21 protein-coding genes are annotated in these 20,031 nt (G+C 30.7%); 18 read left to right on the top strand and 3 right to left on the bottom strand.

Annotated elements, in window-relative coordinates; genetic code table 11:
• The 16 genes from N3D74_05410 to N3D74_05485 form a co-directional block, all read left to right on the top strand.
• A partial coding sequence (locus tag N3D74_05410) for a xanthine permease (GenBank protein MCX8095604.1) occupies positions 1–591 on the top strand: 591 nt, incomplete at its 5' end.
• 62 nt (positions 592–653) lie between these two features.
• Positions 654–1,064 carry a hypothetical protein gene (locus tag N3D74_05415; protein MCX8095605.1) on the top strand — a complete coding sequence of 137 codons (411 nt, stop codon included), beginning with the start codon at positions 654–656 and terminating at the stop codon, positions 1,062–1,064.
• Positions 1,051–1,542: a hypothetical protein gene (locus N3D74_05420; GenBank protein MCX8095606.1), complete on the top strand. Its 492-nt coding sequence runs from the start codon at positions 1,051–1,053 to the stop codon at positions 1,540–1,542. Before N3D74_05415 ends, N3D74_05420 begins: the two co-directional genes overlap by 14 nt.
• Positions 1,543–1,595: 53 nt before the next feature.
• On the top strand, positions 1,596–2,045 hold the full coding sequence (locus tag N3D74_05425) for a HutP family protein (GenBank protein ID MCX8095607.1): 450 nt from the start codon (positions 1,596–1,598) through the stop codon (positions 2,043–2,045).
• A gap of 12 nt (positions 2,046–2,057) precedes the next feature.
• Complete coding sequence (locus N3D74_05430) at positions 2,058–2,927, top strand: DUF2877 domain-containing protein (GenBank protein MCX8095608.1); 870 nt, start codon at positions 2,058–2,060, stop codon at positions 2,925–2,927.
• Complete coding sequence (gene fdrA / locus N3D74_05435) at positions 2,905–4,458, top strand: acyl-CoA synthetase FdrA (GenBank protein MCX8095609.1); 1,554 nt, start codon at positions 2,905–2,907, stop codon at positions 4,456–4,458. The genes N3D74_05430 and fdrA overlap by 23 nt, the downstream gene beginning before the upstream one ends.
• A gap of 2 nt (positions 4,459–4,460) precedes the next feature.
• Positions 4,461–4,640, top strand: a complete 180-nt coding sequence (locus N3D74_05440; protein MCX8095610.1) for a fdrA domain protein — start codon at positions 4,461–4,463, stop codon at positions 4,638–4,640.
• A gap of 9 nt (positions 4,641–4,649) precedes the next feature.
• Entirely contained in the window at positions 4,650–5,462 is an 813-nt protein-coding gene (locus tag N3D74_05445; protein ID MCX8095611.1) for a cyclase family protein, read from the top strand.
• A gap of 23 nt (positions 5,463–5,485) precedes the next feature.
• A complete protein-coding gene (locus tag N3D74_05450; protein ID MCX8095612.1) occupies positions 5,486–6,730 on the top strand; it encodes a DUF1116 domain-containing protein in 1,245 nt (414 codons plus the stop codon).
• 32 nt (positions 6,731–6,762) lie between these two features.
• Positions 6,763–8,400, top strand: a complete 1,638-nt coding sequence (locus N3D74_05455; protein MCX8095613.1) for a cyclase family protein — start codon at positions 6,763–6,765, stop codon at positions 8,398–8,400.
• Between the two features lie 64 nt (positions 8,401–8,464).
• Entirely contained in the window at positions 8,465–9,361 is an 897-nt protein-coding gene (locus N3D74_05460; protein ID MCX8095614.1) for a xanthine dehydrogenase family protein subunit M, read from the top strand.
• Positions 9,362–9,370: 9 nt separating this feature from the next.
• Entirely contained in the window at positions 9,371–9,835 is a 465-nt protein-coding gene (locus N3D74_05465; protein ID MCX8095615.1) for a (2Fe-2S)-binding protein, read from the top strand.
• A 2-nt stretch (positions 9,836–9,837) separates the two neighbouring features.
• Positions 9,838–12,210 carry a molybdopterin-dependent oxidoreductase gene (locus N3D74_05470; GenBank protein MCX8095616.1) on the top strand — a complete coding sequence of 791 codons (2,373 nt, stop codon included), beginning with the start codon at positions 9,838–9,840 and terminating at the stop codon, positions 12,208–12,210.
• A gap of 49 nt (positions 12,211–12,259) precedes the next feature.
• Positions 12,260–12,583, top strand: a complete 324-nt coding sequence (locus N3D74_05475) for a hypothetical protein (GenBank protein MCX8095617.1) — start codon at positions 12,260–12,262, stop codon at positions 12,581–12,583.
• Complete coding sequence (locus N3D74_05480) at positions 12,573–13,271, top strand: DUF5714 domain-containing protein (protein MCX8095618.1); 699 nt, start codon at positions 12,573–12,575, stop codon at positions 13,269–13,271. The genes N3D74_05475 and N3D74_05480 overlap by 11 nt, the downstream gene beginning before the upstream one ends.
• A complete protein-coding gene (locus N3D74_05485) occupies positions 13,213–14,292 on the top strand; it encodes a lipoate--protein ligase family protein (protein ID MCX8095619.1) in 1,080 nt (359 codons plus the stop codon). Before N3D74_05480 ends, N3D74_05485 begins: the two co-directional genes overlap by 59 nt.
• Positions 14,293–14,313: 21 nt before the next feature.
• Here the strand turns inward: N3D74_05485 and N3D74_05490 are convergent, their stop codons facing one another.
• Complete coding sequence (locus N3D74_05490; GenBank protein MCX8095620.1) at positions 14,314–15,048, bottom strand: N-acetyltransferase; 735 nt, start codon at positions 15,046–15,048, stop codon at positions 14,314–14,316.
• Between the two features lie 224 nt (positions 15,049–15,272).
• Here N3D74_05490 and N3D74_05495 point away from each other — a divergent pair, with 224 nt between their 5' ends.
• Both N3D74_05495 and N3D74_05500 read left to right on the top strand, forming a co-directional pair.
• Complete coding sequence (locus tag N3D74_05495) at positions 15,273–16,505, top strand: PLP-dependent aminotransferase family protein (protein MCX8095621.1); 1,233 nt, start codon at positions 15,273–15,275, stop codon at positions 16,503–16,505.
• An 87-nt stretch (positions 16,506–16,592) separates the two neighbouring features.
• Positions 16,593–18,017, top strand: a complete 1,425-nt coding sequence (locus N3D74_05500) for a B12-binding domain-containing radical SAM protein (protein ID MCX8095622.1) — start codon at positions 16,593–16,595, stop codon at positions 18,015–18,017.
• Here the strand turns inward: N3D74_05500 and hutU are convergent.
• Positions 18,006–19,670 (bottom strand): urocanate hydratase, encoded by a 1,665-nt coding sequence (hutU, locus tag N3D74_05505; GenBank protein MCX8095623.1) that lies wholly within the window; start codon positions 19,668–19,670, stop codon positions 18,006–18,008. The two genes, N3D74_05500 and hutU, sit on opposite strands and share 12 nt — an antisense overlap.
• A 15-nt stretch (positions 19,671–19,685) precedes the next feature.
• Positions 19,686–20,027 carry a roadblock/LC7 domain-containing protein gene (locus N3D74_05510; protein ID MCX8095624.1) on the bottom strand — a complete coding sequence of 114 codons (342 nt, stop codon included), beginning with the start codon at positions 20,025–20,027 and terminating at the stop codon, positions 19,686–19,688.
• Positions 20,028–20,031: the final 4 nt, after the last annotated feature.

A 20,031-nucleotide genomic window follows, 5' to 3' on the forward strand; every position in this document is an offset into this window, starting at 1 on the left:
GGAAATGGTTCAACATCATACTCTGAAAATATTGGTGCAATCGGATTAACAAGAGTTGCTGCTCGTAGAGTTATAAGAGCAGGTGCGATAATAATGATTGTTCTTCCTTTAATTGGAAAACTTTTCGCAGTTTTCGCTTCACTTCCACAACCAGTAGTTGGAGCAATGTATGTTGGTCTATTTGGTTTAATTTCAGCAGTAGGATTAAATAACCTTCAATATGTTAACCTTAATAATTCAAGAAATCTATTTATTTTAGGATTATCTCTCTTTGGAGGTCTATCATTCCCAGCAGCATTCTCATCAATAAGAGATAGTTTTTCTAAAAAACTAGCTGAACAAGGAGCAAGTTTTGGTGTTGTTTTAGGATTAATTATATTTACAATTCTTTCAACTCCAATGGCTGTTTCTGCAATTATAGGTATTTTACTTGATAATCTACTTCCTGGTGCAACAAGAGAAGAGAGAGGATTTGGATATTGGGAGAGAGAAGCTACAGAAGAAGCATGGCAAAAAGCAGAAGCTGAATGGGCAAAGATGAAAGAGGGTGAAGAAAGAAAACTTGCTGGTTTTGAAGCATCTCAACAATAGGGTTAATAAGTTTATAATGGGCAGGGATAATACCCTGCCCTTTTTATTTTTAGGAGGTAAAATTGGATAAAAAAGGTCAAGGGGTATTCACATTTTTTATGATATTTTTTTCAATTCTAACAGTATTTTTTATTTTTACTGCTGGAACAGATAAATCACCATTTAGAAAATTTACCGATAATATTTGGGTAGACATTTTTGCTGCTCTATTGAGTGGCGCTACTGTTCTTTTTATGAGCTTTTATTATTCAATGTTAATTGAAACTAAAGGATTTGAAGAAATAATTAGACTTAATATTAAAAAAATTAAAAAACTTAAAGAAAAAGGATGGAGCGATGAAAATATTGCAAAAGACATATTAAAAGCACTAAATCTAAAGAGAGGTTATAGATATAATTATGCTTACAGAAAACTCATTTATATGTTAGGGAAAATTGATAAAATTAAATTAGTTAAAGATGAAGAATCTTAATTTTTCTCATTATTTAATTGCTGGAATTTTTTTATTTGGAATTGTTTTTTATAATTGGTTAAAGCAAAAGGATTATAAAAAAATTTTATCGAGATTTAATGAAAATGATATTTTATTAAAAACATTTGGAGTTAAATATTTTGGTAAAGAATCGGAGAAAGGTAAACTATTAAATTCTGAGGGTTTCATGATTTTGCTAAAGGATGGTCTCTTTTATATTGGTAGTTTTGATAAAAAAGAGATTTATATTCCAAAAGGCAAAATTTTTTCAATAGCAATAACAGATCACCATAAAGGGGAACTTCTTGAAAAGGAGTGTCTTGCATTTTATTTTGAAAATGAAAATGGAGAAATAGATAGAGCTGCCTTTTCTATTCCACATCCAGAAATTTGGGTTAAAGGGATAAAAGAAAACTTAGTATTAGATAAATTTTTTAATATCAGAAGAGAAATTGTAAGCGAAGAAAATTTATATTAAATTGTTGACAATTAAACGATTAATAATATAATAAAATTGTAAAGGAGAAGAGTATGGAGAAAAAAGAGAGAAGAGAAATTGAGTTTAAAATGGAATTAGATAGAATAGGTAAAGTTGCTCTACTTCTATCAATGTCTTCAGATGAAGAAGAAAATGAGATAAAGAAAAAAATTATTGAGTCTACAAATTACAAAGTTGGAGTGACAAGAGTGGCAGGTTTTGCTTCAGAAATAAGAAGAAAATTTGCACCAGCAATTTTAGGGGCTGCATTAAATTGTAATGTTATTAATAAAACAACACCTGAAGTGCATGCTTTACTTCATGCATCTCTTGAGGCACTAAATTCAATAATTCACAGTGAATCACTTGATTCTTCTCTTTCTTTAAAAGTTTCTGTAGTATCAGACGGAAAATGGATTTGTGTTGGAATTTTTGGTGACTCAGCTTTTTACCCAATAACAAACCATGAAAAAAGCGCATTAGGAATAATGCATATTAAATAAAGAGAGGTTATTTTGATTTTAGTAAATTGTTTAGAAAAAAAATTTAATATTATTAGTATTGGTGATTGTATTGAGGATGGTGAATATCTATTACATTCTTCTTTTAATAACTCTATAAATTTTTATAAAGGAGATAAAATTTTAACTATAGGAAATACTTTTATTGGAAGAGGCCCAACAAATATAATTTCTAATGATATATCAATTTTTAGAAACATTCACTGCATTAATAAAAAAAGGGAATTAATCATTTTTGAAGAGTTTAAATTTGAGATTGATAATTCGAAAATTTATGAATCTAAATTAAAAATTGATGAATTTAATATAGAAAAACTTTATAATAACATAAATCTATTTGAAAATTATGTAAAAATATTTTCTAATGGAAAGGGTCTTTCTCCTTTATTGGGATTCAATTTTTATGAAAATGATGTTTTATCTAATAAATTTATTTTCAAAATTAAAAATGGTATAGAAAAAATTATTAGTGGTAATTTAATAAATGGAATTAATGAAATTAAAGGTGTTGGAATAGGATTAACACCAAGTGGAGATGATTTTATTTATGGATTTCTTGTTGGAATTAATATATTTGAGATAATTCAAAGAAAAAAATTTCAAAATATTAAAAAATTAATTTATGAGACTGCAAAGAGCGATAATTTGATTTCTAATAACTTTTTATATTTTGCGAGCGAAGGAATGTTTTTTGAAAAAACAAAAAATTTGATCATTTCTTTGTTTTTTGGGAACGAGAGTCAATTATTAGAGAGTACTACAAAAATACTCCAGATAGGAGAAACTTCTGGAGTAGATTTTTGTGTGGGTCTAATTTTTGCATTAAAAAAAGGAGGAGAAGATGTATGTAAAAGGTTTAATTAAAAGTGGAGAATATTATGATTCTGTAACCCTTATGCTTGTTTCAAGAGACGCCTCATCACTTCCAGGTATTATTGAAGCAGCTGTTGTTATGGGAACAAAAGAAAATAAATCAATACTTGATGCTTCAGGAATGCTTCTTCCTGAATTTAAAGAAGCAAAAGACTCAGATTTACTTATTGTTGTAAAAGGTGAAAATGAAAAAATTGCTGAAGATGGAGTTAATAAAATAGTTGAAATGCTAAAAAAAAGTAAAGAAAAAGTTTCTCAAGGAGCAGAATTTTTACCAAAAAGCATTGAAGGTGCACTTCAAATTATGCCTGATGCAAATTTATGTTTAATTTCAGTTGCTGGCAGATATGCAGCAGATGTTGCAATGGATGCTCTTAAAAGAGGTCTACATGTTATGATTTTTTCAGACAATGTTCCAAAAGATAAAGCAATAGAGGTTAAAAAATATGGTTTCGAACATGATCTACTTGTTATGGGTCCAGATTGTGGAACTGCAATTATAAATGGTGCTCCACTTGGTTTTGCAAATGTTGTAAATAGAGGGGATATTGGAATAGTATCTGCTGCTGGAACTGGTCTTCAAGAGGTTAGTTGTATTATTTCAAATAATGGTGGAGGAATTTCACAAGGGATTGGAACTGGTGGAATTGATGTTAAAAAGGAGTATGGAGGTTTATCATTTATTAAGGGCATTGAAGCATTAAGAGATGATCCTGAAACAAAAGTTATAGTTCTAGTTTCAAAGCCTCCACATCCTGAAGTGTTAGAGAAAATCGGTAAAATTACAAAAGATATTAAAAAACCAATTGTTGGAATTTTATTAGGGGCAGAACCTGAATTAGTTAAATCAATTGGTGCAATACCTGCTTCAACTCTTGAAGAAGGAGCACTTCTAGCATTGAGTATCTCAAAAGGAATACCAATGGATACATTTAAGAAAAAATTAGATGAAAAAGAAGAAGAAATAAAAAAATTAGCAGAAGAGTTAGCTAAAAGATTAAAACCGGAGCAAAAATATTTTAGAGGTTTCTTCCAAGGAGGAACTCTTACTTATGAAACTCAGTTAATATTAAAAGATTTTATTGGTTATGTAAATTCAAATGCTCCTGTTGATGAGAATTATAGAATAAAAGATTCTTGGATAAGTGAGGGACATACAGTTATAGATTTTGGTGAAGATGAATTTACTGTAGGAAGACCTCATCCAATGATTGATTTTAGTTTAAGAAATAAAAGATTAATAGAAGAGAGTAGTTTAAAAGATGTTGCAATATTTTATCTTGATATAGTTATAGGATATGGTTCAAATCCAAAACCTAAAGAGGATCAGGTACCAGCTCTTAAAGAAGCAATGAAAAAATCAAATGCAATATTTATAATAACTGTTTGCGGAACTGATAAAGACCCTCAAAACAAAAAAGATTTAATTGAAGGACTAAAAGATACAGGAGCAATTGTTTTTGAATCAAATGCTTCTGCTGCAAAATTAGCAGGTTATATTTTAAAGAAAATAGGAGGCTAAAAATGGCAGTAAGTGATTTATTTAAAAAAGAATTAAAGGTTATAAATGTTGGACTTCTCTCTTTTAAAGAGAGTTTAGAGCAAACAGGTTTTAAAGTAATTCAAGTTGATTGGAGTCCTCCTGCAGGAGGAGATGAGGAGGCTCTTGAAGCACTTAAAAAACTTATGAATTTAGGTAAATAGGAGGAATTTATGAATATAAACGAATTTTTAGAATTGATGGGGAAAGCAAAGATTTATGATTTAACTCAACCTTTGAGTGTTCACACACCTCCTTGGCCAAGTTATGTTCCACTTTCAGTTCAATATTTTAAAAGAATAGCTGGAGCTCATATGGGACAAGGAGCTAACGGGCAAATAATAACAATGAGTCACCATGTTGGCACACATATTGATGGTGAAATTCATTTTTATGGACATGGTAGATCTATTGGTGAAGTACCAATTGAAGAGTGGATAGGTCCAGGAGTTGTTGTTGATATTTCTGATGAAGTTGGTGATTATGATCTATATTTTCCAGAAATGTTAGAAAAAAAGGTTGAAATTAGACAAGGTGATATATTGATTATTAACACTGGTTATCATAGATATGCTTGGTATGAACCTGAAGCAGACGAAGTAAGATATTTTGTTAAACATCCAGGACCAGGACCTGGATTTGATGAATGGGCTTTAAAAATGAAATTCAAGTGGATTGGTGTTGATTGTGGAAGTGCAGATCATCCAATGAATACAATAATAAGACAGTGGCATCCAAAAGCTTTTATTGAAGCAGAGAAAAAATTAAGGGAAAAATATGGAAAAAGTTGGGATGAGATGTTTCCTCCTGAAGAATATTATCAAATAATGCATTTAAAACTATTTCCAAAAGGACTTGTTCATGCAGAAAATTTAGGAGGAGATATTGATAAAGTTAAAAATAAAAGAGTTTGGATTGGATGTTTTCCATTAAAAGGGATGGAGTTTGAATCATCTCAATGTAGAATTATTGCAATTGAACCATAATATAAAATTAAAGGAGGTATTAAATGATTGACATTGAAAAAGCAAATCAAGAGGCATTAAAAAGACTTCTTGATGCTCAGCCAGTATGGGTTGATGTACAAAGAGCTATTGATGTAATACCTGGAATGAAAAAGAATATGCTTCTTCATGCAGGTCCACCAATAACTTGGGATAGAATGTGTGGAGCAATGAAAGGAGCTGTAATAGGTGCATTAATTTATGAAGGTTTAGCGAAAAATCCGGAAGAGGCAGAAAATTTAGCTGCATCAGGAGAAATTATTTTTGAACCAAATCATCATCATAGTTCAGTTGCTCCAATGGCTGGAATTATCTCACCTTCTATGCCAGTTATGGTAATTGAAAATGAAGCGTTTGGTAATAGAGCATATTGTAATTTCAGTGAAGGTATTGGTAAGGTTTTAAGAATGGGCGCATATTCAGAAGATGTAATTGCAAGGTTAAAATGGATGGAAAATGTGTTTTTCCCAGTTATGCAAAAAGCAATAAGAAAAGCAGGTAAAATAGAATTAAAACCAATTAATGCTGAAGCTCTCACAATGGGTGATGAACTTCATAATAGAACAAGAGCAGCATCTTACCTTCTTTTTTCAAAACTTGTACCTTATCTTCTTGCAACAATGGAAGATTTAAAGAATACTAATGATTCAATAACATTTATACAACAAAATATACATGCATATCTTCCTTTTATTATGGCAAGTTGTAAAGCAAGTATAGAGCCATGTGAAGGAATTGAAGGAAGCACAATGGTAACAGTTATGTCAAGAAATGGAACTGACTGGGGAATAAGAGTTTCAGGAATGGGTAAAGAATGGTTTACATGTGAATCTCCAGTCCCAGATGTACTACTTTTCCCTGGGTTTAAAAAGGAAGATGTTGGTAGAGATATGGGTGATAGTTCAATTATGGAAACAATTGGAATTGGTGGTCTTGCTATTGCAGCAGCACCTGCAATTATAAAATTTGTTGGTGGTACAACACAACTTGCTATAAAGAAAAATCTTGAAATGTATGAGATAACAATTGGAGAAAATAATACATATCAAATTCCATATTTTGATTTTAGAGGAACTCCTACTGGCATTGATATAAGAAAAGTTGTTGAGAAAAATTTAACTCCATTTATTGATACAGGTGTTGCGCACAAAGATCCTGGTGTGGGGCAAGTAGGAGCAGGTCTTCTTGATGCACCAATGGAGTGCTTCAAGAAGGCACTAATTGCATTTGCAAAGAAATATGCTGGTTAAAATAAAAAAATTTAATAAAAAGGAGGTATTTTATGAACAACGAAAAATTTATTGAAACTTTAAGCAAAGCAAAATTGTTTGATTTAACACAACCATTAAGCATTTTTACACCACCATGGCCTCATGATAAGGCACTTGAGGTTCATTTCTTTAAAAGAGTTACAGGTGCTTATGGAGGAGGTCAAGGAGCAAATGGTCAGATTTTAAATTGGAGTAATACCACTGGAACACATTTAGTTGGAGAAACTGCATATCATTCAGGAGGAAGAGCAATTTCAGACATCCCTCTTAAAGAACTTTCTGGTCCTGGAGTAGTTGTGGATATCTCAGATATGGTTTCTGATTATAGCATTATAACTCCTGAAATGATTACTAAAAAAGTCAATGTTAGAGAAGGTGACATTTTAATAATTTATACTGGTTATAGCAAATATTCATGGGAAAAACCAACCTCTTCTGAATTTGGTTATCTTGTAAGGCATCCAGGTCCAAATATGGAATTCTTTGAATGGGCAATGAAAATGAAACTAAAATGGGTTGGAATAGATGCTGGTTGTATCGAACATCCAATGAATACTCCAATTAGATATTGGCATGCAGGCGAATTTGAAAAAGCAAAAACAAAACTAAGGAAAGAGTGGGGCAAAGAGTGGGATGAGATGTTTCCTCCTGATGAATATTATAAGTTAATGCATATAAAAGTTCCAAAATCTCATCTTGTTTTTATTGAAAGTATTGGTGGAGATGTAGAAAAACTTCTTAACCAGAGAGCCTGGATATTTGCTGGCGTTATTCCTTTTATGGAAACAGAAGCTTCTTGGGCAAGAGTTGCTGCATATCAAGCACCAGAAGAAATGGATAATGAAGAATTTATCAAGATGATGGATGAGATGGAGCAATATGATTTAACAATTCCATTTTCAGTTAGAACTCCACAGTGGTTGAATTATGAACCACTATCAGTTAGATTCTTCAAAAGAGTTGGTCAACAACAATTCGGATTAGGAAGAAACACTTCAATTTGCAACGCAAGTATTCATCTTGCAACACACATGGATGGAGAAAAACATTTTTATCCAGCAGGAAGAACAATAGGCGAAACACCACTTGAAGAGTGGGTTGGGCCAGGAGTTATTGCAGATATTTCAGATATGGTAAGTGATGTTAGTGTTTACACACCAGAAATGATAAAGAAAGTTGTTGATATAAGACCAGGAGACATTCTCATTATTAAGACAGGATGGCATAAATATGGATGGAATTCACCAGATTCAGATGAATTTAAATATATGGTAAGACACCCTGGACCATCTCCTGATTTTGCTCAATGGGCTCTTGATATGAATATAAAATGGATTGGAGTAGATGCTGTGAGTGCAGATCATCCTATGAATACAATTATGAGAATATGGCATCCAAAAACATTTGAAGAGGCAAATAGAAAATTAATAGAACAATTTGGAAAAGATTGGGATCAAATGTATCCTCTAGATGAATTCTACCAAGTAATGCACCTTAAACTCTTCCCAAAACATCTTGTTCATGCTGAAAACCTTGCAGGAGATATTGCTCATCTTCCAAGTGGAAGATATTATCTTGGTTGTTTCTTAGCAAAAGCAATGGAAGCTGAATCAATGTGGGGTAGATTTATAGCTTGGAGAATGAAATAATTAAAAACTTTTTAGGCGGAAGGAAAAATACCTTCCGCCTTTTTTATTTTTAAGAGGAGGAGATATGTCAGGAGTTATCTCACATGAATTTGAATATTTAAAACCAAAAAGCATAGATGAATTAGTTGAAATTTTGTATCAATATAGATCAAAGGCAAGAATTTTATCTGGAGGGACAGATCTTATTGTAAGAATAAAAGATGGTTTTGAATTTCCTGAAGTTGTTATAGATATTAAAGGAATTGATGAGTTAAAAGCATTAAAATTTGATGGTAATAATCTATTTATTGGAGCATGTGTTACATTTAATGAATTGATTGATTCAAAAGAAGTTTTCGAGAAATTTCCACTCTTATGGGAATCTGCAAAAAGTGTTGCTTCAACTGCTATTAGAAACAGAGCTACACTTGTTGGTAATATTTGTTCTGCTGTTCCCTCTCTTGACTCAGGTCCTGCACTTTTAATTTATGAAGCAGAAGTAATATTAAAAAGCAAAAACGGCGAAAGAAAAGTTAAAATTAATGAATTCTTTATTGGTCCTAGAAAAACAATTTTAAAAGAAGAAGAATTTGTATACGGTGTCTTGGTTCCTCTTCCAAAGAAAAAAAATGGTGGAGCATATGTAAAACTTGGTAGATATAATGGTGAAGACCTTGCCCAAGTTGGAATAGGTGTTTTAGTTCTTGAAGGTAATGAATATAGAGTTGCTCATTGTGCTGTTGGACCAGTTTCAGCAAGAGCTATAAAAGTTGAACAACTTCTAAATGGATTAGAACTTAATGATTCCTTAATTCAAGAAGCTAAAAGATTAATCGTTGAGGAAATTTCTCCAATAACAGATATAAGAGCAACAAAAGAGTATAGAACCCACATGGCAAAAGTTATGCTTGAGAGAGGACTTAGGGCAGCAGTTGATAGATTAAATGGTAAAGGTCCAAAGTATGGTGAAAGATTAATTTAGGAGGATAAAATGAAAAAAATATCATTTATTTTGAATGGTGAAAAGAGAAGTGTTTATGTTGAACCAAATGATCTTTTGTTGGACATTTTAAGAGATAAACTTGGAGATAAAACACCGAAATATGGTTGTGGAAGAGGAGATTGTGGTACATGTACTGTTTTAGTAAATGGAAAATCAGTTAGGAGTTGTCTTGTTCTTGCAGTTGAAGTAGATGGACAGGAAGTCAAAACTCTCGAAGGAATTTCCAAAGAGGGATTAACAGAACTTCAAAAATATTTTATAAAGCATAGCTCTTTTCAATGTGGTTTCTGCGCTCCAGGCATAATTGTTGCTCTTGATGAATTTTTAAATAAAAATCCTTATCCTAGTGAGGAGGATGTCAAAGAAGCTATTTCTGGAAATTTATGTAGATGTACAGGATATGTACCAATAATAAGAGCAGTTATTGATTATGTAAAAAATAGAGGAGGTTAAAGATGGAAGAATTAAAATTTGTTGGAAAAGAAATATCAAGAATCGATGAAAAAGAAAAAGTAACTGGTGCTGCAAAATATGTTGATGATCTTGATTTTGGTCCAAATCTTCTCTATGCAGAGATAATTGAATCACCATATCCCCATGCTTTAATCAAAAAAATTGATACAAGTGAAGCTGAAAAAGTTGAAGGTGTTGTAAAAGTTGTTACAGGAAAAGACTTTCCATATAAATTTGGACTTTATATGAAAGATAGATACATTTTTGCACAAGATAGAGTAAGATTCGTAGGTGAACAGGTTGCAGCAGTTGTTGCAAGGGATCCAAAGATTGCACAAAAAGCAGCAAAGCTAGTTAAAGTTGAATATGAACCTCTTCCAGCTGTTTTTGATCCCCTTGAAGCAATAAAAGAAGGAGCGCCTATAATTCATCCTGAACTTGGTCAATATACACATGTTCCATGGTTTTTCCCAAAGGGTGGATCAAATATAGCACATCATAGAAAAGTAAGGAAAGGAGATATAGAAAAAGGATTTAAAGAAGCAGATTATGTTTTTGAAGATACTTATAAAATTCCAAGATATGCACATTGTTGTATGGAAACACATATATCAGTAGCTTATTATGACCTTTCAGGAAGATTAACTTTATGGAATTCATCTCAATCACCACATGTTCAAAAGACTCTAATAGCTGATGCATTATCTCCTCTAGGCATTACAGAAAAAGATGTAAGAGTTATAACACCATATGTTGGTGGTGGTTTTGGAGGCAAGGCAGGAGTTACAATGGAGGTTATCGCTGCTGCACTTGCAGTAGCTTGTAAAGGTAATCCAGTAAAAGTTAGATGGAGGAGAGATCAAGAATTCTACAATACATATATGAGGCAGCAAGTTGTTTCAAAAATAAAAGTTGGAGTTAAAAAAGATGGAACTATAACTGCATTTCAAATTGAAAATTATTGGGATGCTGGACCTTATGTTGAATATGGTGCAAATGTAGTTAATGCATCAGGTTTGTCAGCAACAGGTCCATATAGAATTCCAAATGTCAAAATAGATTCTTATTGTATATACACTAACCTTCCAGCAGCAGGCCCTTATAGAGGATTTGGATATTCTGAAATGCTTTTCTCTGTTGAATCTCATATGACTAGGATTGCAAAAGCAATTGGAATGGATCCTGTTGAATTTAGAAGAAAGAATGCAATAAAAGAAGGAGATTCTCTTGCATATGGAGCACCAATGAATCCAAATGGTTTACTTTTAGCAATTGATAGAGTTGCAGAGGAAATTGAATGGGATAAGAAAGAGGAATCAAAAGATCCTAAAAAAGCAATAGGCAAAGGTTTCGCAATTTTCTGGAAAGCACCAGCAATGCCTCCAAATGTTTCAACTACTGCATTTATAAAATTTAGTGGTGATGGAAGTGTTAATGTTTTAGTTTCTGGAATGGAAATAGGTCAAGGTTATCATACTGCAATTGCACAAATTGTTGCTGAAATTCTTACAATTCCAATTGAAAAAATAAGAGTTGAACTTCCAGATACTGATAGAAATCCATATCATTGGCAAACAGTTGCATCACATGTTACATGGGGAAGTGGAAATGCTGTTAAAAGAGCAGCATTAGAGGCAAGAGATAAAATATTTGATGTTATTTCAAGAGCTTATCACTTTAATAAGGACTCACTTTATCTTGAAAATGGAAAAGTAAAGTGTTATACAAAACCAGATTTTGAATTGGATCTTAAAGACTTTGTAATAAATGGAATAATGAAAGAGGATGGTTTTTATATTGGACAAAATATAGTTGCAAGTGGTCAATTCTTTGTTGAATTTGCTTCTGCACTTGGTGACCCTGAAACAAGTCAAGGTGGACATCCAAATGTTCATTATACAGTAGGTGCTGCTGCTGTTAAAATTGAAATTGATAAAGAAACAGGAAAAGTTAGAGTACTTAAGGCAGTAGAAGCAATAGATTGTGGTAAAGCAATTAACCCTCTTAATGTAAAAGATCAAATGATTGGTGGTCTCTTGCAGGGTCTTGCAACTGCTCTTTATGAAGACATGAGATTTGATAAAAATGGAAAGATACTTAATCCAAACTTTACTGATTATAAAATACCAACAGCTCTTGATATACCAGATGAAGTAGTTCCAATAATAGTTGAGGTTCCTCAACCTGATGGACCATTTGGTGCAAGAGGTATGGGTGAACATCCAATGATTCCTGCTGCTCCAATGATTGCAAATGCAGTTGAAGATGCTATTGGAGTTAGAATTAAAACACTTCCAATAACAGCAGAAAAAATCGCCCTTGCCCTTGCTAACGGTGAAAAGGAACCAGATTATTATTGGCATATAATGAAATAAAAAAGTAAAGGGCCCCGATAATAGGGGCCCTTTAATTTTTCAAGATAAAATGGAAAAACCAAAGGTTATAATTGAACTTTATCTTGCATCTCCTCCAACATTTAAGTGTAGAGAAATGATAAAAATTGCTGAAGAAGTTAGTAAGGAATTTCCTGATAAAGTGATAATAAGAATTTATTATAAAGGTCAACCTATTCCTGAAGATTCATCACCTGGTTTCAGAGCAAGTTTGAAATCAATAGGTATACCAACAATTTTTATTGATGGGATTTGGATTGCCTCAACTAATCCTCCAAATTATGAGAAAGTGAAAAATATAGTTGAAGAGCATATTAAAATGATTGATGACTATTTTGAAAAAAGTGGAAGTTAATTTTTATTGTGCTATATGTAAAAATAACTTAATAGAAAAAGAAGGAATTTATAAGTGTATTTATTGCGACAAAGAAGAAAGAGGATATTTTATATGTCCTAATGGGCATTATATTTGTGAAGATTGTAGAATTTTGAATCAAGAAGATATAACAATTAAATTTTTAAATTATACAAAAGAAAAAGATATTTTAAAAAATTTAAATTTATTATTTAAACACCCATCATTTAATATTTTTGGAAAAGAGCATCACTTTGTTCTTGGACCTGTAGTTTTAACATCTTTAAAAAATCAAGGAATATACGATTGGGATACTAGAAAAAATATACCTTTAATTAAAAGGACATCATTTATTTCATATGGAGTGTGTGGAACTATTGGAGTATGCGGTGTATGTATGAGTGTTGGAGCAACACTCTCAACATTGTTAAGAGCAACCTATCTTAGTGATAAAGAGAGACAAATAATTTTAGAAGCTACAGGAGAGTGCCTTCAAGAGTTATCAAAGAGTTATGGTCCAAGATGTTGCAAAGAATCAATTTATATTGGTTTAAAAATTTTAGATAAATATTTTAAAAAAATATTTAATATAAATCTTTATATTTCTGAAAGATTAATTTGTGAATTTAGTGAAGAAAACAAATATTGTAAAAAAGAAAGATGTAAATTTTATGGGGGAAAAGTTTAGATTAATAATTGACAAAATTTTTGACCCAGCTAAACATTATGCTCTTGAAGAGGCAATGATGAGGATAATGAATGAAGATGAAAGTTATCCAAATACTCTTAGATTAAGAAGAGTTAAAAAAAGTGTGCTTATAGGTTTTTTAGAAAATCCATATGATACAGTAAATATTGATTTTGCTTTAAAAAACAAAGTAAATATTATTAGAAGACACAATTTAGGTGGAACGGTTTATCAAGATTTGGGTAGTTTTATGTTTACATGTCTATATAGAAATGGCAGTTTTATATCATATTTAAATGAAGAAGATACTTATAACGAGTTTTCAGAATTAATAATTTTATTTTTAAATAAATTTGGAATTAAAGGTAAAAGAAGAGGTTTAAATGATGTAGTTGTTAATGATAAAAAAATCTTTGGTTCTTCTCTTATAAAGTTAGGTGATTCAATATCATTCACAGGAACTATTCTTGTTGATATAGATCTTGAATTTTTATCAAAAGTATTAAAATTTATAAATTCTAAATTTTCTGATAAAAATTTTTCAAACTTAAAAGATGCATTAACGACTATATCAATAGAATTAAATAAAAAAATTAAAATAAAAGAAGCATATGAGAAATTTTTAGAATCTTTTAAAGAAAAGTTTAATATAGATTTTTTTAGAAAAAAAATTGGTAATAAAGAGATGAATCTGATGAAAAAACTATATTATGATAAATATGGAAAATGGGAATGGACATTTGGGTTAGAAAAAGATTATGAAGAAATTTATACTAAAAAAATTAAAAGTGGTTTAGTTATAATAAGAGGGAAATTTAAAAGAATAATTGAAGAAATAAAAATTTATGGAGATTTTTTGTTTTCAGATATAGAAAAGATAAAAGAAATAGAAAAAAGTTTAATTATGAAAAATTATGATGAGGCAATTGATATATTAAAAATTAGTAGTTTAGATTTCACTCTTAAAGAAGGGTTAATAGAAATATTAAATGAAATAAAAAATGAAAAAAGGGGGCAATAAAGCCCCCAAAATTTTAACTTTTTATATTTCTAATTTATCTGGAACAATTAACTTTTCGTTTCTTTTAATAAGATCTTCTGGAGCCTCTTTAAAGAAACCTCTCATTACCTGTTGAAGATAATTATCTCTAATTTCTTCTTCCCACATCTTTTTTGTTAAATAATAAATTTTTGCTCCACCAAGTTCATGTTGATAATCTGGCCATGGATAAGTAGGAAGAGCCATTCTAAGTCCACCTAAAACCCATCCATTATAACTTTCAAAAGTTGCCCAAAATTCTTGTTGATTACAAATTTCAAAAGCATACCATGCTTTTGCGTAGAATAGAACTGCACCAGCATTAATTTGTCTTTCAAATGTCATTGTATGAAGAGAAATGTTTATATCTTCATTCATAAGTCTTCCATTTGCAATACCAAGAAGTTTTCCTTCGTGAAGACCAACAAAGAAATATTCATCTTTCATTCTTTTTCTTTTTATAGCAAGTAACTCTGCAAAAACCCTTGCACCAACAATATCATAAAAATCATATTCAGCATCAAGAGTTAATTTTAAAAAGTTTAAAACAGGGTCAATTTCTTCTTCTTTAATTGGTCTTATTAATACTTCAAATTTATTTCCCTCTTTACTCGTTATTTCAGTATAATATGGTTTCATTGGTGGTGCATTTAATGGTGCTTGTAACATTCCCTCTAGCCACTCAGCATCAAATGTGTACTCAGCTTTTCTTAATTTTGTTGGGACTTGTTTTTTCATATGTTCCTCCTTTTAATATTAAAATAATAAAATAATCAACATAAAAATTTTAACATTTGAGAATACCAAGTCAATAAATTAATATTAAATATAACACCAATTTTTATTAATATTTAAAAAATATATGCTAAAAAAGAAAAATTTACTCTTGACAAATTATTATCTATTGGTTAAAATTTTATAGGCACAAAAGTATCATAATATCTTTGAAAGGAAGGTGACCTATGGGGGTAACACCTAACGAGATTGGCATTGAGTGGGAGAAGGTTTATGCAACAAGAGCAAAGGGGATGAGGGCTTCAGAGATAAGAGAACTTCTCAAAGTTGCTAAACAACCCGGTGTTATATCTTTTGCAGGAGGTTTTCCAGATCCAACACTTTTTCCAGCAGAACAAATTAATGAAGTAACTGATTATGTTTTAAAAAATTATGGAAAAGATGCTCTTCAATATGGAGTGACTGAAGGTTTAAAAGAGTTAAGAGAGACATTAGTTTCAAGAATGAAAAATGAAGGCGTTGATATAGGTATAGATAATTTAATTATAACAACTGCTTCACAGCAAGGTTTAGATTTAATTGCAAAAATTTTTATTGATCCAGGTGATACAGTCATTGTTGAATCTCCGTCATATTTAGGTGCCCTTCAGGCATTTAATGCATTTGAGGCTCAATATGTAGATATAAGAATAAATAAAGATGGTATGGATACAGATATACTTGAAGATGCTTTAAAAGATTTGATATTCAAAAAAAGAATTAAACCAAAATTTATTTATACTGTACCAAATTTTCATAATCCAACTGGTGTAACTTTATCATATGAAAGAAGGAAAAAATTAATTGAAATTTCAGAAAAATATCAGATACCAATAGTTGAAGATGATCCATATGGAGAGGTGAGATTTGAGGGAGAACCAATTCCACCATTAATTTCTATGAACAGAACTCATGTGGTTACACTTAGAACATTTTCTAAAATTTTATCACCTGGTCTAAGATTAGGTTGGATTATTGGAGATCCAGAAGTTATTAGAAAAATTGTTATTGCTAAACAAGCAGCAGATTTATGTTCTCCTTCAATTACTCAATATATTGTTAATGAATTTTTAAAGAGAGGCTATCTGGAACCGTATCTTGAAAAAGTAAAAGTTGAGTATAAAAAGAAAAGAGATATTATGATTGAGAGTATGGAGAAATATTTCCCAGAAGAGGTGAAATTTACAAGACCTGAAGGTGGTCTTTTTATTTGGGTAACATGTCCAAAAGTAATAAACACTGAAGAATTATTTTATGAAGCAATTGAGGAAAAAATAGCTTATGTTATTGGTGTTTCCTTTTATGCACATAGAGATATACATAACTGTATGAGAATTAATTTTTCTCTTCCAACACATGAGCAAATTGAAGAGGGAATAAAAAGATTAGGTAATTTACTTAAAAGAAAGTTAAACAAATAAGTTTTAATTTAATCCTAAAGGAGGGAGAGCCTTTGCCCTCCTTTTTATTATCATAAAATTTCATAAATATTATCTTATAATTTATTTATGATTAAAAAAGTTTTATTGATGAACCCACTAGTTGGTAAATTTCAAAGAGGAGAAGAGAGATGTCAAGCAGATGTTGAAGGTGGTAGCGCTATTTCTTTAAGACCCCCAAATAATCTATTGTATCTTGCTTCTATATTAAGAAGATATAATAAGGAAGTTATTGTTCGTGATTATCCTGTTGAAAGAGATAGAAATTTTGAGAAAGATATAAGAGATTTTTACCCTGATATGGTAATAATGAGTATAACAACAGGAACTATTGAAAAAGATTTAGAATTTTTTAAATATCTAAAAGAACAAAATAGAAACATAGTGACAATTGCTGAGGGTGCACATTTTATTACAGCACCTGTCTCTTCTTTTAATAAGGAAATTTATAAATATTTAGATTTTGCTTTTTATGGTGAGAGTGAATATGTTTTGAAAAATTTTTTAGAAAATTATGAAAATAATAAATATCTTGAGAATGTAAAAGGCTTAATTTATAAAAAAAACGGAGTATGGATAAAGAATGAGCCACCTCCTTTCATAGAAGATCTTGATTCCCTTCCTTTTCCTGCAAGAGATTTAATAAGAAATGAACTTTATAAAAACCCAGATACAGATAAACCAATTGCAACTATTCAAACATCTAGAGGTTGTCCTGGTAGTTGTATATATTGTCTCGCACCAATAGTATCTGGGAAGGTTGTAAGAAAAAGAAGCCCAAAAAATATTGTTGATGAAATTGAAGAATGTGTTAATAAATATAAAATTGATAATTTCTTTTTAAGGGCCGATACTTTTACAATTGATAGAGATTGGGTTATTGAAATTTCTAAGGAGATTATTAAAAGAAATTTAAAAATAAAATGGGTTGCAAATTCAAGAACAAAACCAATCGATAGAGATATGTTACTTTGGATGAAAAAATCAGGGTGTTATCTAATTGCTTTTGGTCTTGAATCTGGAAGCGAAAAAAGTTTAAAACTTATGAAAAAGGGAGTAACTGTTAAGGATAATTTAAATGCTGTTAAACTTGCTAAAGAGTTAGGGTTTAAAGTTTATTCATTTTTTATAATTGGTTTTCCTTGGGAAACAGAAGAAGATATTTTAGAAACAATTAATTTTTCTCTAAAAATTCCGTCTGATTTTGTTGAATTTCATATTGCAACACCTTATTATGGAACTGAATTATATGAAATTATGAAAAATGAAAATTTAATAAAAGAAGAGATAGAGGGTCATAATTATTTTTCAAATCCCATAGGTGGAACTAAATATATTTCAAGAGAAAAAATACTAACCTTAAGAAAAAAAGCACTTATCAAATTTTATTTAAGACCTAATTATATTTTCACAACTTTGATAAAACAAAATCCAAGAACTTTAAAAAATTATATTAATTATGGGTTTAAATTAATTAAAAATTCATTGATTTAAATTAATGCTTGGTAATTTTATATTCTTTTCTTTTGCAAACTTTATTGCTTCTTCATAACCCGCATCAGCATGTCTTACAACTCCAATTCCTGGATCACATTTTAAAACAAGTTTTAATTTTTTGTCTGAAAGATTGGTTCCATCTGCAACAATAACCATTCCTGCATGAATTGAATAACCTATACCAACTCCTCCACCATGATGAATTGCAACCCATGTTGCTCCAGATACTGCGTTTAATAGACCATTTAATATTGGCCAATCAGCAATTGCATCAGAACCATCTTTCATTCCTTCAGTTTCTCTGTTTGGTGATGCAACTGAACCAGTGTCAAGATGATCTCTTCCTATAACAATAGGAGCAGAAATTTTTCCTTTTCTTACAAGATCGTTTATTATTAAACCAAACCTATCTCTTTCCCCGTATCCAAGCCAACAGATTCTAGCTGGGAGTCCTTGAAATTTTACTTTTTCTCTTGCCATTTTAATCCATCTTACTAAATGTTCATCATAACTAAACTCTTTAATAACAACTTCATCTGTTACATAAATATCATTTGGATCCCCAGATAGAGCAACCCATCTGAATGGTCCTTTACCAATAAAAAATAATGGTCTTATATATGCTTGAATAAAACCTGGAAATGAATATGCTTCTTTATAACCTGCCTTTGAGGCTTGACCTCTAATATTATTTCCATAATCAAATACAACAGAACCTCTTTTTTGAAATTCAACCATTGCATTTACATGTTCAACAATAGATTCATAAGATAATTTGATATATTCTTCTGGTTTTTCTTTTCTTAATTTAAGTGCTTCTCCATAATCTATTTGATAAGGAACATATCCATTAAGTTCATCATGTGCAGATGTTTGATCAGTTACAACATCTGGAATTATTTCTCTTTTTAAAAGTTCTTTATAAAGAGTCACAGCATTTGTTAAAACACCAATTGATCTAGGAACCCCTTTTTCTTTTGCATCTTCCATTAGTTTTATTGCCTCATCAATTGTATTAACAAAATATTCAAGGTATCCAGTTTTTATTCTTCTTTCAATTCTATTTTTATCAACTTCTGCAATTATGCAAATACCTTCATTCATTGTAATTGCTAGAGGTTGTGCACCTCCCATACCACCAAGACCTGCAGAAAGAATAAATTTACCTTTAAGACTTCCTTTGAAATGTTTTTTTGCAACTTGTGCAAATGTTTCATAAGTTCCTTGAAGAATTCCCTGAGTTCCAATATAAATCCAACTTCCTGCTGTCATTTGACCATACATTGTTAATCCCATTGCTTCAAGTTTTCTAAATTCATCCCATGTAGCCCATTTTGGTACAATCATTGCATTTGATATTAACACTCTTGGAGCAAATTCATGTGTTTTAAAAACTCCTACAGGTTTGCCAGATTGAATTAAAAGAGTTTCATCATTTTCAAGGTTTTTTAGGGCTTTAACAATATTCCAAAATGCTTCCCAATTTCTTGCTGCTTTTCCTGTTCCTCCATAAACTATTAATTCTTCAGGCTTTTCAGCCACTTCTGGATCAAGATTGTTCATAAGCATTCTTAATGCTGCCTCTTGTCCCCACCCTTTTGTATTTAATTCTTTTCCTCTAGGTGCTCTTATCTCTCTATATTCAAACATAAATCTTCCCTCCTTTTATAAAAAGGAAACCAATTCTTTCGAGGCATTTTTTATAGACAATCTAATAAGGCCCAAATTTATGTCTTTTCTTGTCAAAAGGGCAAGGAATACTTCCTCTACTCTTTTAATAAATAAATTTCCATTGTCTGCTTCAAGCATTGCTATCTCAAGATCTCCGAGATTTGTTGTTGAAAGAATTGATCTTGAATTTCTAAAAATAGAGGCACATAAACCAGATATTGCTTCTGGATCTATATTTGTTTCAACTAAACTATTTATAAGTAAACCATCAGCTTCAACTATCATAACTCCAATAACTCCTGGTATTGATTTTAATCTTCTTAAAATTTCTTCCATTTTA

Source organism: Caldisericia bacterium (assembly GCA_026414995.1).
GTDB lineage: Bacteria > Caldisericota > Caldisericia > B22-G15 > B22-G15 > JAAYUH01.

Coding starts and splice junctions, on each gene's coding strand:
- N3D74_05450 (MCX8095612.1), top strand. CDS start 5,486: ATGATTGACATTGAAAAAGCAAATCAAGAGGCATTAAAAAGACTTCTT.
- N3D74_05510 (MCX8095624.1), bottom strand. CDS start 20,027: ATGGAAGAAATTTTAAGAAGATTAAAATCAATACCAGGAGTTATTGGA.
- N3D74_05465 (MCX8095615.1), top strand. CDS start 9,371: ATGAAAAAAATATCATTTATTTTGAATGGTGAAAAGAGAAGTGTTTAT.
- fdrA (MCX8095609.1), top strand. CDS start 2,905: ATGTATGTAAAAGGTTTAATTAAAAGTGGAGAATATTATGATTCTGTA.
- hutU (MCX8095623.1), bottom strand. CDS start 19,670: ATGTTTGAATATAGAGAGATAAGAGCACCTAGAGGAAAAGAATTAAAT.
- N3D74_05420 (MCX8095606.1), top strand. CDS start 1,051: ATGAAGAATCTTAATTTTTCTCATTATTTAATTGCTGGAATTTTTTTA.
- N3D74_05445 (MCX8095611.1), top strand. CDS start 4,650: ATGAATATAAACGAATTTTTAGAATTGATGGGGAAAGCAAAGATTTAT.
- N3D74_05490 (MCX8095620.1), bottom strand. CDS start 15,048: ATGAAAAAACAAGTCCCAACAAAATTAAGAAAAGCTGAGTACACATTT.
- N3D74_05500 (MCX8095622.1), top strand. CDS start 16,593: ATGATTAAAAAAGTTTTATTGATGAACCCACTAGTTGGTAAATTTCAA.
- N3D74_05475 (MCX8095617.1), top strand. CDS start 12,260: ATGGAAAAACCAAAGGTTATAATTGAACTTTATCTTGCATCTCCTCCA.
- N3D74_05455 (MCX8095613.1), top strand. CDS start 6,763: ATGAACAACGAAAAATTTATTGAAACTTTAAGCAAAGCAAAATTGTTT.
- N3D74_05495 (MCX8095621.1), top strand. CDS start 15,273: ATGGGGGTAACACCTAACGAGATTGGCATTGAGTGGGAGAAGGTTTAT.
- N3D74_05440 (MCX8095610.1), top strand. CDS start 4,461: ATGGCAGTAAGTGATTTATTTAAAAAAGAATTAAAGGTTATAAATGTT.
- N3D74_05460 (MCX8095614.1), top strand. CDS start 8,465: ATGTCAGGAGTTATCTCACATGAATTTGAATATTTAAAACCAAAAAGC.
- N3D74_05425 (MCX8095607.1), top strand. CDS start 1,596: ATGGAGAAAAAAGAGAGAAGAGAAATTGAGTTTAAAATGGAATTAGAT.
- N3D74_05470 (MCX8095616.1), top strand. CDS start 9,838: ATGGAAGAATTAAAATTTGTTGGAAAAGAAATATCAAGAATCGATGAA.